This window comes from Mycobacterium sp. MS1601, from assembly GCF_001984215.1.
In the GTDB taxonomy this organism is placed as follows: Bacteria; Actinomycetota; Actinomycetes; order Mycobacteriales; family Mycobacteriaceae; genus Mycobacterium.
This window is the reverse complement of the sequence record NZ_CP019420.1, coordinates 4,615,300-4,628,414: the sequence shown is the minus strand read 5'-3', so window position 1 is coordinate 4,628,414 and position 13,115 is coordinate 4,615,300. Positions and strand designations below refer to the sequence as shown.

Annotated in this window: 12 protein-coding genes and 1 pseudogene; 5 read left to right on the top strand and 8 right to left on the bottom strand. The window is 63.6% G+C overall.

What is annotated here, in order from left to right; all coding sequences use genetic code 11:
* Positions 1-176: 176 nt before the first annotated feature.
* The gene (locus BVC93_RS22340) at positions 177-1,022 is read right to left on the bottom strand and encodes a DUF4344 domain-containing metallopeptidase (RefSeq protein ID WP_083741243.1); all 846 of its coding nucleotides are present in this window, start codon (positions 1,020-1,022) and stop codon (positions 177-179) included.
* A gap of 120 nt (positions 1,023-1,142) precedes the next feature.
* A complete protein-coding gene (locus tag BVC93_RS22335; protein WP_083739372.1) occupies positions 1,143-1,781 on the bottom strand; it encodes a sigma-70 family RNA polymerase sigma factor in 639 nt (212 codons plus the stop codon).
* Between the two features lie 169 nt (positions 1,782-1,950).
* On the opposite strand from BVC93_RS22335, the gene BVC93_RS22330 reads away from it, so the two are divergent.
* The 3 genes from BVC93_RS22330 to BVC93_RS22320 are packed head-to-tail and all read left to right on the top strand — an operon-like array spanning position 1,951 to position 4,365.
* Positions 1,951-2,358 (top strand): helix-turn-helix domain-containing protein, encoded by a 408-nt coding sequence (locus tag BVC93_RS22330; protein WP_083741242.1) that lies wholly within the window; start codon positions 1,951-1,953, stop codon positions 2,356-2,358.
* Positions 2,355-2,666: a GatB/YqeY domain-containing protein gene (locus tag BVC93_RS22325; RefSeq protein ID WP_083739371.1), complete on the top strand. Its 312-nt coding sequence runs from the start codon at positions 2,355-2,357 to the stop codon at positions 2,664-2,666. Before BVC93_RS22330 ends, BVC93_RS22325 begins: the two co-directional genes overlap by 4 nt.
* 43 nt (positions 2,667-2,709) lie before the next feature.
* The gene (locus BVC93_RS22320; protein WP_083741241.1) at positions 2,710-4,365 is read left to right on the top strand and encodes an SLC13 family permease; all 1,656 of its coding nucleotides are present in this window, start codon (positions 2,710-2,712) and stop codon (positions 4,363-4,365) included.
* Positions 4,366-4,369: 4 nt separating this feature from the next.
* On the opposite strand, the gene BVC93_RS22315 is transcribed toward BVC93_RS22320, so the two are convergent.
* The 3 genes from BVC93_RS22315 to BVC93_RS33230 are packed head-to-tail and all read right to left on the bottom strand — an operon-like array spanning position 4,370 to position 4,969.
* The gene (locus tag BVC93_RS22315) at positions 4,370-4,594 is read right to left on the bottom strand and encodes a hypothetical protein (RefSeq protein ID WP_083739370.1); all 225 of its coding nucleotides are present in this window, start codon (positions 4,592-4,594) and stop codon (positions 4,370-4,372) included.
* Between the two features lie 45 nt (positions 4,595-4,639).
* On the bottom strand, positions 4,640-4,765 hold the full coding sequence (locus BVC93_RS34510; RefSeq protein WP_257788981.1) for a hypothetical protein: 126 nt from the start codon (positions 4,763-4,765) through the stop codon (positions 4,640-4,642).
* Positions 4,766-4,795: 30 nt separating this feature from the next.
* Positions 4,796-4,969 carry a hypothetical protein gene (locus tag BVC93_RS33230; RefSeq protein ID WP_157517030.1) on the bottom strand — a complete coding sequence of 58 codons (174 nt, stop codon included), beginning with the start codon at positions 4,967-4,969 and terminating at the stop codon, positions 4,796-4,798.
* 920 nt (positions 4,970-5,889) lie between these two features.
* On the opposite strand from BVC93_RS33230, the pseudogene BVC93_RS22310 reads away from it, so the two are divergent.
* Positions 5,890-6,563, top strand: a pseudogene (locus BVC93_RS22310) (LuxR C-terminal-related transcriptional regulator).
* 445 nt (positions 6,564-7,008) lie between these two features.
* Here the strand turns inward: BVC93_RS22310 and BVC93_RS22305 are convergent.
* From BVC93_RS22305 to BVC93_RS22295, 3 genes are read right to left on the bottom strand one after another with little or no spacing between them, the layout of a single operon-like run.
* Positions 7,009-8,835, bottom strand: coding sequence for a serine/threonine-protein kinase (locus BVC93_RS22305; protein WP_083739369.1), 1,827 nt, complete (start codon positions 8,833-8,835; stop codon positions 7,009-7,011).
* Positions 8,786-10,573: a serine/threonine-protein kinase PknD gene (locus tag BVC93_RS22300; protein WP_236950075.1), complete on the bottom strand. Its 1,788-nt coding sequence runs from the start codon at positions 10,571-10,573 to the stop codon at positions 8,786-8,788. The genes BVC93_RS22305 and BVC93_RS22300 overlap by 50 nt, the downstream gene beginning before the upstream one ends.
* 25 nt (positions 10,574-10,598) lie before the next feature.
* Positions 10,599-11,510: an alpha/beta hydrolase gene (locus BVC93_RS22295; RefSeq protein ID WP_236950074.1), complete on the bottom strand. Its 912-nt coding sequence runs from the start codon at positions 11,508-11,510 to the stop codon at positions 10,599-10,601.
* Between the two features lie 509 nt (positions 11,511-12,019).
* Between BVC93_RS22295 and BVC93_RS22290 the strand changes: the two genes are divergently transcribed.
* Positions 12,020-13,015 carry a hypothetical protein gene (locus tag BVC93_RS22290; protein ID WP_157517029.1) on the top strand — a complete coding sequence of 332 codons (996 nt, stop codon included), beginning with the start codon at positions 12,020-12,022 and terminating at the stop codon, positions 13,013-13,015.
* The last annotated feature ends 100 nt before the right edge of the window (positions 13,016-13,115 follow it).

The window sequence follows — 13,115 nt, the reverse complement described above, 5'->3', positions numbered from 1 at the left end:
CACCGACACATCGGTGAGGTTCACCCAACCACGACGGACGTCGGGCGCCGCACTTGAGGCATTCTGATCCCTGCATGGCCGCTCCTTTCGCGCTGCGGCTTCAGATCCAGGATTCCTCCTGCCGGGTCCGCGCGCTCGCCGAGGTAGCGAACACCACACTCACAGCTCGATGAGATTCACTCCTTGATGTAGGGCGTCAACAAGGTCAGCCAGGCATTGTTCAACTTGGTGTATTCGTCCTCGCACCGCCCGGCGCGCTCTTCGGGCAGCAGTTCGTCGTCCACTAGATGGGCGTTCATGTCGGGAGCCGCGCCGTAGGCCCAGCACAACATGTTGAACATCCGGGTCTCGTTGAGCGAATGCTCGTCCGCGAAGGCAGATTCATCGAGTTCGCCGCCCTCGGACATCAACGCGAACATCCGGGCGTCGTCCAGCAGGATATCCACGGTCTCCGGGTCGGGCTGACCGTTGTCGTCGGGGATCAGGAGCATGAACGCGGCAAGCTGGTCGGCCACGTCCTCTTCACGTCCGGTGGTGGGCAACTCGTAGAGGTCGATGACCATGTGCCCCATCTCGTGATAGAAGGTGGCGATGATCTCGCTCAGCGCGGCGTCCACCGGCTCGGGGTCGCCTGCCTCGGTGAACAGGGTCTCGGCGAAGTCCGCGTACTCGTAGCAGAGCACCATCTGCTTGTCTTCGGGGTCCCAGAAGGCATTTTCGGTATCACACTGGCCGCCGATCAAGGGGATGTCGAAGGGCAGCTTGAGCATCTCGTTGGTGCCTTCGGCCAAGCCTTCGAGCACTTCGTTGTCCTGCAGGATCCGCTTGCCGTTGATCGCTTCGGGGCTGGTGGCGTCCTCGTAGCTGATGATCATCTTGCCGCTGTCTGGGACCTCGTCGACCTCGGCGGCTTCGGCGATCGCCGTTTCGGACTCGGTCGACGGCGCGGCCGCCTGCTCGGAGCCGCCGCAGCCGACAATCAGCAGCGTTGTCGCAAACAACGGCACCCAGAATGGACGCACCACGAACGAACCTCCCCAGCGGCGCCGGCCGCTCGCAACCACTACATGAATTCACGTATTGACGCTCAGGAAGATACTGCAGCAAACACCGCGGCGCCACTGCTCTGGCTCCGTGTCGAGTCAAGCCACCAAGGACGATTCGGAGCGCAAGTAACCACGGTCGCGGGCGAGGTCGGCCAGCAGTACGCGTAGCTGCCGTCGTCCGCGGTGCAGCCGGGACATCACCGTGCCCATCGGCGTCCCCATGATCTCGGCGATCTCGCGGTAGGCGAAGCCCTCGACGTCGGCGTAGTACACCACCATGCGGAAGTCATCGGGTAGGGCCAGCAGCGCAGCGGCGATCTGCGTGTCCGGCATGGCCTCCAGCGCCTCGGCTTCGGCAGAACGCAATCCTGTCGACGAATGTCCGGCCTCCTCGGCCAGCTGCCAGTCGGTGATCTGGTCTGTGGGGTACTCCGCTGGGCGCACTCGTTTCTTGCGGTAACCGCTGATGTAGGTGTTGGTCATGATTCGGTAGAGCCATGCCAGCAGGTTGGTGCCTTCACGAAAACGGTGGAAGCCGATGTAGGCGTTGATCATGGTCTCCTGCAGCAGATCTTCGCAGTCGCTGCGGTTGCGGGTCATCCGCATTGCACCGCCGTAGAGCTGATCGAGCATGGGCAACGCCTCACGCTCGAATCGCGTCCGGTCCGTGGCGTTGTCGCCGTGGAGCGTCACCGGAACCAGTTGGTGATCTGCCGAGTCGAGATGTGGTGCCATCGTTGCGCTCCCCTGCCTGGTTCCGTATTCGCTGTGGGCACAATGTTCGTCGCGCAACCCCCCGCGGTCGCCCGTGCTATCCCGAATCCCGAGTACCGGCTAGCCCTACCAATTCCCTAAACATCCCTATTTAGAAACCAATAGGGAGGTTTAGGGTATGTTCGACGTCGTGACCGCGACCCTGTACTCACCCGACGAGGTGGCTGACCTGCTGGGCCTGCACGTCCGCACGGTCCGCGGCTATGTGCGCGACGGCCGACTGCCCGCCGTCCGGATCGGCAAGCAGTACCGCATTTCCGAGGCCGATCTGCGGGCCTTCACCGGCGACGGCGCCGACGCTGCACCGCGTGTCGACACCACCGCCGTCCTGCGGATCTCCGACGCCACCCGCGCGCTCATGGACCGGGTGTCCACGTTGGCGGTGGCCGGCGCCACCGCCGCGTCCACCAGCCTGCAGGTTCATACCACCTACGAGCCGGCTCATCGCCGCCTCACGGTGTTCGCGGTGGGTGACGCCGACGATGCCGCGGCCCTGTTGACGATGGTCAGCGCGCTGGTTCAGGACGCAGCATCATGACCGTCGACGAGGTGCGCGCAGCCCTGCGCGCCGATCTCGTAGGCGCCATGAAGGCCCGCGACGCTGTGCACGTCGCCGCGGTCCGCACGGCGATCGCCGCCATCGACAACGCCGAAAGCGTTGACATCGAGGGCATCACCGCCACCGAAGTGCCACGCCGGGAACTGTCGGACACCGAGGTGCAGGCCATCCTGGCCCAGCACGTGCACGACTACGGCGCCGAAGCGGACGGCTACGACGCTGTGGGCCAGGCCGAGGCCGCCGAGCGCCTACGCCGCCAGGCCGCGCTGCTGCGCCGTCACCTGTAGTGCATCGGGGGTGCGGCGACCGCGACCCTCGATAATGCTCGGCATGGCGATTGTTGCGGCAGTGATCGTGGTCATCACCCTTGTGCTGATGACCACCGGTACAGTTCCGGCGGTACTGGCGCTGCTCTGCGCGCTGGTGGTGGCCGGGCTCGTCGGGATCGCCACGCCCGCCGAACTCTTCGCCGGCCTGAGCAACGGCGGCGTCATCACCATCGCCGCCATGCTGGTGATCGCCAAGGGGGTGCTCTACACCGGCGTGGTGTCGCGCGTGATGTACCGGCTGCTCAACGGCGTCACCTCCTCGACCCAGGCGCTGGCTCGGCTGATCCCCCCCGTCGGCTTCATCTCCGCTCTCATCAACACCACACCGATCGTGGCCATGCTGATTCCGGCGGCCAAGGAACTGGAACAACAGTCCGGCGTACCCTCGCGCAGCGTGCTGTTGCCCATCGCGCACGCCACCACCTTGGCGGGGTCGGCGACGCTGATCGGCACCAGCTCCAATCTGTTGATCGCCGGACTGGCCGCACCCGCCGGGATCGAACTGTCGATGTTCTCCTGGGTTCCGGTGGCGGTGCCCGTAGCGATCGTCGGGTGGGTGGTACTGCTGATCACCGCACCGCTGATGCTGCGCGGACGCACCGAGCCTACCGAGCGCGAATTATCTTGGCGCGCCGAGATTCCGGTGACCAGCCGGGCCAACATCCTCGGCAACACCGCCGCGGCAGTCGGGGTGCGGTCGACACCGGACTTCGACTTGCTCGAGATCCAGCGCTGGGGTGCCCCGATCGATGCCGACTCCCCCATCGAAGACGGCGACGTCCTGATCTACCGGGCCACCGAATCGGGAGTGCGGATGCTGTGGAACAGCCCGCGCTTCGGCCAGACCCGCCAGGATCTGTTCGCGGTGTCCATCGCGACCGAGGAACACGCCACCATCCGCGATCTGGAGGAGAACGACGACATCCATGTGGTTGCCGCGCAAACCACCCAGTTGCTGCGCGACACCACCGCCCATGCCGGCGAGATGTGCCTGGTGACAACACGATCCAGCGATGTGTTGACCGACCACCCGCTGGTGGGGTTGTGGCAGAAGGTCGCCGGCAAGGCGCCGCAGACCAGCAAGACGTGGATTGCGCTGGCCATCCTGGCTGCCGTCATCATGGCAGGGTCGTTGGGAGTGGCCCCCATCGAACTCATCGCCGTCACCGGTGCCGCGCTCATGGTGGTCACCCAGGTGCTGACACCGCGGTCCGCGGTGCGGGCGCTGAACTGGAACATCCTGGCCATCATCGCCGGATCGATCGGACTGGGCACCATCGTGGTGCAGAGCGGCCTCGGCGCACACGTCGCCGAGGCGATCCTGCAACTGTCCAGCGGCAGTACCGCTCTGGTGATTCTGGTGATTGCACTGGGCACCACGCTGCTCACCAACATCGTCACCAATGCCGCGGCAGCCGCCATCCTGACCCCGGTGGCGCTCACCGTGGCCGCCGCGGCAGGGCTGGATCCGGTGGTGTTGCTGACCTTGATCGGCACGTGCATCTCGTTCACGTTCCTCAACCCGTTCAGCCACCAGTCCAACCTGATGGTGATGAAACCGGGTGGCTACACCACAGCGACCTTCTTCCGCTTCGGAATCCCCCTGACGCTGGTATCGCTGGTGACGGTGTGCGGGGTCGGGTGGATCATGCTGTGAGCCTTCACAACTCCTCGACGCTGATGATCCCGTCCTCAATGGCGCGGGCGACCGTTGCAAGTAGGTCCGCACGGCGCTCGCCGGGGTGATGTCGGCGTCTTCCAGGTCCGACAGCTCGTCCTGCAACCTCGGCGACGAGGTCGATGTGGCGCGCTTCGGCACCGTCGATCATTAGTCTCGACGCGGCCATGATCGGATGGTGGAAGGTCGCCGCCTGGTCGAGCAACACGCAAACGCCGCGATTCAATCCGCGCCTGGCGCTGAACCCGCTCGCTCACCGCAAGCTGAGGCCGGCACTGCGGCCGACCTGCTTCATCCGCCCCGTGATCGAATCGTTGACGCCGCGGCCGGTCCGAGAACTGTCGATGTCAAAGCCGAGGCCGTCATCGGCGATAGTCACCGTATCGGGGGTGATGGTTATCCGCGTCGCCTATGAGTGCCGATCGACGTTGTCCGTCGCCTCCCGGGAGGCGGCCGCCACGGTTTTCGCCAGCTCATCAGAAAGCCAGACCTCGGGGAAGCCGGTGAAGACAGCCGGGGTGAGGAGATACTCGGTTTCTGCTGACAGCGCCGAAACCAGTTCGACCCACTGTGGCGGTGGCACCCACGGGTCTTCCCATCGCCCCAAAAGTCGCGCAAGTACCGGCAATGGCGACCGACAGCGGCAGGCTGACCCGGGCAGGCAGTGACACCGAGAAGCTCACCACCGCCGTTCCTGCGATGGCTTGGGGGCAGTGTTGTACGAAGGGAACAACGGATCCTGCACCAGCTGCAGGATGGACACCCATACGGCCACAACGCTGAATGCGTCGACTGCGGTGAAGATCGGACTGTGAGACCGGGTGGCCAACCGGTGTACCGCCCAGCCACCGAGGGCGACCAGCAGCGATCGGGCCTGCGTGGTGGCCTCCGAATTCGGTTCCAGCAGTGTAGTAATCGCGACCAGCAGTTCTCACTGTGTGGCGCGTCAACAGTCCCACCGTGGAGGCGCGGCGCATCAGCTGCCGACCGGAAGCGTCCTCCGTTGCCGCCCGCAGCGGCGACACGGGCCCGGATTCGAGCATCGTCATGCACCAAAGGCTGATCGCCGCAGATTGCCCCGCCGCACCCGACGACATTTGTCGGACCATCAGGATTTGCTGCGTTGGTACGGCATCGCCATTTCGGTCGAATTGTGTACCAATCTTCATCGGATCGATTGTGCTGATACAACGAAAGGATCCAGATCGCTGGAGCCTATCTCGTGATATTTCCCCACGCAATTATTCATGAGGGAATAACATCGGCTGCAAACGACTCGTTGAGGCGCTGCAACTGCGCCGATGGCGCATCGTACCGGCACAAGACCGTAGCTGACTACGAATCCCGGCTGGCCTGTGTCGTTCGAATGACCGACCGGAAAGACCCCGCGGAACCGGATAATACGGCCTATTTCTCGCGATATCGCAGTCTTGCCATTAATGTTGTCCCTCTTGGGGCACTGGGTTTGCGGAATCTGCATCGCTGGTTGGGGGAAGTGTGTTGATGCCTATCGAGCGCACAATGCGGCCCGTCACGGCCGCAATCATCGATGACCACGACGTGGTCCACGCCGGGGTGGAAGCATGGTGCGCCAGAGCTGATCCCCCGTGGAGCTCGTCGGCAACTTCTTGCACCCGAAGGAGTTCCTGGTCGCGTTCCCCGACATACCCAACCAGGTTGATGTGGTTCTCTTGGACCTGCAGATCGACGGCAACCGGCCCGACTTCGAGACGCTGCGCAAGCTCAGCGCGGCCGGTCAGCGAGTCATCGTCTACTCCCACCTGACCGCGGACGAAATAATCCTGAGCAGCCTCGAGTTCGGGGCGGTCACCTACCTTGTCAAATCCGAGGGGCGACTGCACCTCATCGAGGCCATTCACGCCGCAGCCTCCGGCACCCCGTACACCGGTCCCAGGATGGCGAAGGCACTCGCCAATGACCGCACCTCGGGCCGCATCAAGCTGTCGGAACGCGAGATCGAAGTGCTGCGGGCATGGTTCCAGACCGAGAGCAAGGAACTGGTCGGCAAGCAGCTCTACATCGCACCCACCACCGTCCGCACACACCTACAGCGTGCTCGCGCCAAGTACGCCGCCGTGGGGCGACCAGCGCCCACCAAGTCTGCGTTACTGGCACGCGCAGTCGAGGACGGCATACTCAGCCTCAACGAACTCTGAACCGGTCGACGTCGTTCCAACCCGTAAGGGGGGTAACGCTATCTGCTTCAATGCCAGACATAAGGCTTGCGGCCTGCCAAATCGCTTGTTCTGCAGACTTTTCGCATCGTCACGGGACAGTCGACTCAGCGGAGCTGGGCTTCGTGAGTAGACAGACACTCTTGTTTTCTGACCGACGTTGCGGCAACGGTCCCGTGAGCGCCGCAAGCGCAAGCCGACCCCGCCGCCACCGTGCACCAGATCTGAGGCTCAAGCGGGACCAGGACTCCCTCTCCACCAATTCGAGGAATCCATGGGCTGACTGGGTGAACCCGGATGGTTCAGTGCCCGCCTCATCAACCTGCCTCAACCAACGATCCACTCTGGCAACGTTAATGGACAGATCGTGTGTGAACCCGAGATCGTCGGCGCCTGCCCCGGCCCACAATGCGGGTGATCCCAGCTTTTAGCGGACTGGCAGCTTGAGCACCTGATTGGTCTCCGCATCGGCGACATAGACGTTGCCCGCAGAGTCCACGCCCACGCCAATCGGCTTACGCAGCCCCTTGAATGGCAACACCGAATAGGTTCCCGTCGTCAAGTGCACCCGCAGCACCTGCGCGTTGGTGAAATCGCCGACGTAGAGATTGTCCGAAGCGTCCAATGCAATCGCATCTGGGTCGACGGCGTCTTCGCGTAGCACCGTCGTTTGGGTGGACCAGTCCGGGGAGAGCCGGACCACCTGTTTCGCCGTAATGTCCACTGCGTACATGGCGCCATCGATGTCGAACCCAAGCCCGTTGACCAGAATGTTGTTGAACGGCACACGAATTTGCGGACGTTCACCAGCAGCCACTCTGACTGCATCGGCCACGTCGAATCCGTCCGTATACACCTCACCGGTGCTGTCGACAGCCACGGTACCGGGATGGATGACGTTAACCAGCGGCAACACCGTCGGGGAGGTGGACCCGGCCGCAAGTTCGAGCAGCTGCCCGGCACCGAAGTCCACGACGTAGACGTCACCCCCGTCGTTGACAGCAACATCGACTGGCTGGTCGAGTCCTGCGAACGGGAGCACCACCTGTTCTGATGCACCTGCCGGAAGAAACAGAATCCGCGCGTTGAGCATGTCGGCTATGTAGACGTCCCCAGCCGGCGTCACCATGGTGCCTCGCGGACTGGCCAGGCCCGCGAATGGCAAGACGATCTGCGGGCCGTAGCTGATGTGCGGTGCCGGTGCGGCAACGATCGACGTGGCGGGTTCGACATCCACTCCGAAAAGCGCGGCCACGTCATCGGTAGGCTCATCTCTGTTGTCTTGGGGCGCCACCACCGTGCTTGCGGCAATCACCGCGACGGATATGACACCCGCAGCCATGAGTGTTCTGACCCCGAAACGGCGCCCGTCCCGAGTCGGTGTTGCCTCGCCCAAGGCGAAGCGAGCGGCTGCCGCCAGATCCATAACGGTCGAGAACCGAGCGGCAGGGTCCTTGGCCATGCCGCGTGCGATCACGGGATCGAAGCGTTGCGGCACCGAACGATTGAGCTGCGAGGGGCGCGGCGGCGGTGCTGACCGGTGCGCAACAAACTGCGCCGCCATCGTCTCGCCGGTAAACGGCTGCAAACCGGTCAGGCATTCGTAGAGCACGCAGGAAAGTGCATAGACGTCGACCCGTGAGTCGGCCTCCCCAGGTCCGAACTGCTCTGGCGACCGGTAGGCCCACGTCCCCAGCATCAGGCCGGTCGACGTCACCGCGGTTCCATCACCGGCTCGGGCGAGCCCGAAATCGGTGAGGTAGACAAAACCATGCTCCGCAACAAGGATGTTGGCTGGTTTGACGTCACGATGGACCAATTCGTGCCGATGTGCGGCATTCAACGCCGAAGCTACCTGGTCGACAACGGCAACTGCCTGTTCCGGGGCCAACGGCCCCTGCTGCAGAATCGCTCTCAGATCACGCCCGTCGATCAGTCGCATGTCGATGAACAATCGGCCCTCGCACACTCCAAAGTCGTGTATCGGTACCAGGTGTGGGCTGTCGACAGCCGCGGCGGTGCGGACCTCATGGCGAAAACGCCGGACGAACTCGTCGTCGGCGCTGCACTCCTGCCGCAACAGTTTCAGTGCCACCATGCGCCCGGCTGCCGAGTCACGCGCACGCCACACCTCACCCGTTGCGCCTGTGCCGAGCACTTCAACCAACCGGTAACGACCGAGATCCAATGGTGTGCGTCCCTCCTCACGGTACCCGGAGCCGCAACACGCGGAAAGACTCGATGTCCACGACATAGACAGCGCCGGCGCCGTCCACAGCTACGCCCCAGGCATGACGCAGGCCACTGAACGGAAGCTCGGTGACGGTATCGGTCCCGGCATCCAGCTTCAGCACCTTGCCTGCGTCCCGTTCGGTGACATAGACGTTGCCGGCGAAGTCGACTGCAACACAGCGCGGTTTCTCCAAATGGACGAATGGCAGCACGGTGGGCGAGCTGGTGCCAACACGGAGCACGTAGACCTTGGCCTCGTTCAGCGTCGTGGTGACATAGATGTTTCCCGCGGAGTCAGACGCGACACATGACGGCCGCTCCACACCCTGGAGGGGAAGTACCGTCTGTACGTTGGACCCCACCGGCAGCATCAGAACCCGATCATTCAACCAGTCTGCTACATAGACGTTTCCGGCCGCGTCCACCGAGACACCCGTAGGTGCGCTGAGATCGGTGAAGGGCAGCACGGTCTGCAGATTGGACTTCGCCGACAGTTTCACCACGCGGTTACCGGTTATGTCGGACACGTAGACGTCACCCACACTGTCAACCGCGACTCCGCCGCCATTAACCAGGTCGGTCACTGCCAATTCCGTTGGCGCGGTGGCACCGACGGTGAGTTTCAGCACTCGATTCGGGTCGCGAGACACGGTGTAGGCGTTCCCGGCGAGGTCCACAGCGACAGACATCGGCCGCACCAATCCGGTGAAGGGCAGCACTGTCTGAGCGGGTTCAGGCTCCGCGGCAGGCGGTGCAGTCGCAGTGGACGCCGGGGGTGTCGAGCCCTCCGATGTGTCGACGTTCATCACGATCAGGGACCCCACCAACACCGTCGCCGTCACCGTCACCACGACACCAAGCATTTTGGGTCGCCGGTTCCGCGCCTGTCTCGGAGCCATCCGAGTGGGCTGACTCCAGTCCGGCCCACGATCCGCTACCGAGGTTCGCCCACCCGTGACATCACCGGTGCACGCCGCGCGGGCAGCGCCGGCGAGCTCGGCGACGGTCTGATAGCGCTGACCGGGCTCCTTCGCCATTCCCCTGGCGATGACGCCGTCGAACGAGGTTGACAGCCCGAAATGCGACGGGCACGGCGGGGTGGCGGAGCGATGTCCGGAGTACTGGCTTTCCAGGCTACTACCCGGGAAAGGCTTTACACCCGTGAGGCATTCGTACAAAACACACGCGAGAGCGTACCCGTCGGAGCGCGGATCGGAGTCGGCGTCCTCGAAGCGTTCCGGCGCCATGTAAGTCCACGTCCCCATCACCGCACCGGCGCTGGTCACCCGGGTCCCGTCCACCGATCGTGCGATGCCGAAGTCGATCAGGTAGGCGAAGTTGTCCTCGGCCACCAGGATGTTGGACGGTTTGACGTCCCGATGGACGAGGCCCACCTGGTGCGCCGCCCGCAATGCCGAAGCGACCTGCTCGATCACCGAAACGGCCAGCGTCGGCTCCAGCGGCCCCAGATCGAGAATGGATTTCAGATCGCGCCCCTCGACAAGGCGCATATCCACGTAGAGTCGCCCTTCGATCTCGCCGAAGCTGTGGATCGGCACGATGTGGGGTTCGGTCAGCGCCGCGGCGGCCTGCGCCTCGTGCCGGAACCGTCGCTGAAATTCGCCGTCGTGGGTCAACTGGGGCAGTAGCAGCTTCAGCGCCACCACCCGGTCGGTGGACGAGTCGTGAGCCCGCCACACCTCCCCCATGCCACCGCGGCCCAGCAACCCGAGCAGCTGATAACGCCCGATTCTCGTCACCGCGGTGACCCCTTCCCTGTTGCCTCTACGCCGTGAGCGCCGGGCCGATGGTGGTGTCCCACGACTCCTTCATCTCGGCTTCGAACAGACCCCAGGTGTGTGAACCGTCAGGGCGGACCACGTAGGTGATCGGAATGCCTGCCGCGTTGGCCGCGTCAGCGAACACCCTGGTGCTGTCCGCAACCATGCGTTCGATGAAGCCGCCGGTGATGTTCGGACCGAAACCGACTGGTAGCCGGTCAACTTCACCCACTCCGCCCGATCCCGAGGCTGTGACGAACACTGCCACACCAGCTAGCTTCGCGACGTTCTTGGACGGGTCATGGGCGGTCCACAGCGGACCACCGGCGGGACCCCACATGGCGTCGGCACCGGCGCCTCCGCCGATCAGCGACATCGAGACGTTCTGCGGATTATCAGAGGGGTTGAGCAGACCACTGTAAGAGCCGACGGCTTGGTAGAGCCCGGGCATCTGAATCGCATAGTCCACCGCAGTTCCGCCCGTACTCGACAGACCGCCGACCGCGTTCTTGCCATTGGTGTTGTACTCCGCGTCTATCAGCGGCGGCAATTCCTGCGTCATGTAGGTCTGGTACTGCTTACTGGGATCCGCAACCCAATTCGTGAACCAGCTGAACTGACCTCCCAGAGGCGAGACGACGTTGACGTTCTTGTCGGCAAAGAAGCCCTGCACATCCGTCATTCCGAACCAGCTCTTGGTCCCGGGCAGCCAATGGCCACCCGGATCCAGGTTGTCACCGCCGTCGATACCGGGTAGCAGATAGAAGGTCGGCGCACCGGCATCGGGCGCCTTGTACACGTCGTTGACCACTACCTTGTTCATCGACGGCGAGAACACCGACACCTTGTCCCAGCGTTGGTTGACGTGCTCGATTCCTGTGATATGAGCGTTCTGAGGCGGCTCTGCGCCGGCCACGGGAACCAAAGGTGTTGCAATCAGGGCTAGTACACCGATCAAGGCGAAAGAGACAGTGCGGCTCCCCCGCGGCATGCGAATCATCGGCCGATTATGTATTCACCGCGCGGAGCAGGATGTAATCCGTTCGTACGAATCCCGCGGAGATGCCCATCTCCTGCACTCTCGACCGGACTCTCCTGCGCCACCGGCAAACCCGACCGCGACCTCGGGCAGTCTCCTTTCCCTGACGCTGCAACGTGATCAGCCAGAACACCTCGGCGCACGAACGGCCGTAAGCCCGAGCGCAAACGCCTCACTGCGACATGGCTGGACTCGATCCGGACGAAACGACCGCTTGCCCCATCCATTCCGGCCATTTTCATACGTTCGGGGGACGCCAGCCCAAACGCCTCCGTTGCTACGTTGACCCGGACCCTGGATGGCGTGGTGCACGACGACACGCGCACTGAGCAAAGAGGAACGGAATGGCCATAAACCTCGCACCACCTCGACGGCGCACACGCACCATGTCAATGCGTTCGACGGTGATCGCTGGTATCGCCGCACTCAGCGTCGCGACCACCCTTCCCAGCGGGCCGTTGCCATCCGTTGCGGCACAGTCGCCTGCCGCTGTGATCGCACCTTCGCCGCGGGCGTCATACCACGACGTCGACCTGATGGCCTACATCCCGGTGATCAGCGACATCGCCTGGGCTGTCGTCGACGCGGCGTATGCGGTCGACGGGCTTGCCACCGCCGTCGTCGAAACAGCGGCACAGATCACGGAACTTGTTCCGGTGGTGCGAGTTCTGGCCCCGCAGATCAGGTATTTCTTCTACTACCTGGTCGAACCGATTGTGATGTACCCGGTCGAACGGACCGCCTGGTTCGTCGCCACACAGAACCCGGTGTACCTGGTGGAGATCGTCGAGGGCATCGCCACATGCCTGACTGCCTTTGTCAATGCGCAGCGCTGGTACTTCCTCGAGGGTGGATTCTGGCAGTGGCTGAACAGCTCTCCGGTGACACTAGACACTGCGGTGGCTACCAAGGAAGCGGCACCTGGTGTCACGCTGGACACCGAGCTCGTCTCGGCGAGAACGACCAGCGACGCAACACCGGAAGTCTTCACTGCGCCGGAGCTCACTGCAGAGAAGACACCGGTCGAACCCACCACCGAACCACTCACCGAACCCGCACCACTGATCGAGGCCGAGACATCCGAGGACATCGCCGTTCAGACCGACATTGAAACGACGACAACCGAAGCAGTGGTCACCGAGGCACCACGGGACGAGCCCGCCGACGCTGTCGACGAGATCGTGGACGAAACCGATCCAGTGGAGGCGGAGGAGGTACTGGCCGCCGAAGACGAGGGTCAACACACCGAAAGCACCGAGAACGAAAACGAACCCAGCGACACTGCTGCGGCGATCGCACCTGACGACTCCACCCCCGCGAACGAGACCTACACGGACGCAGATACGGAGTCCACGTCGGATGCCGGTACCGAAGCCGCATGAGAGGCGGAGGACAATCGGTTCCTGGGGTCAACGAAGGCCCGTTGTACACGCACGTGCCCGGTGGCGAGACACCTCAGGCAGACCACCAGTAACAGCTTTC

Coding starts and splice junctions, on each gene's coding strand:
- BVC93_RS22335 (WP_083739372.1), bottom strand. CDS start 1,781: ATGGCACCACATCTCGACTCGGCAGATCACCAACTGGTTCCGGTGACG.
- BVC93_RS22325 (WP_083739371.1), top strand. CDS start 2,355: ATGACCGTCGACGAGGTGCGCGCAGCCCTGCGCGCCGATCTCGTAGGC.
- BVC93_RS22320 (WP_083741241.1), top strand. CDS start 2,710: ATGGCGATTGTTGCGGCAGTGATCGTGGTCATCACCCTTGTGCTGATG.
- BVC93_RS22305 (WP_083739369.1), bottom strand. CDS start 8,835: ATGTCGTGGACATCGAGTCTTTCCGCGTGTTGCGGCTCCGGGTACCGT.
- BVC93_RS22290 (WP_157517029.1), top strand. CDS start 12,020: ATGTCAATGCGTTCGACGGTGATCGCTGGTATCGCCGCACTCAGCGTC.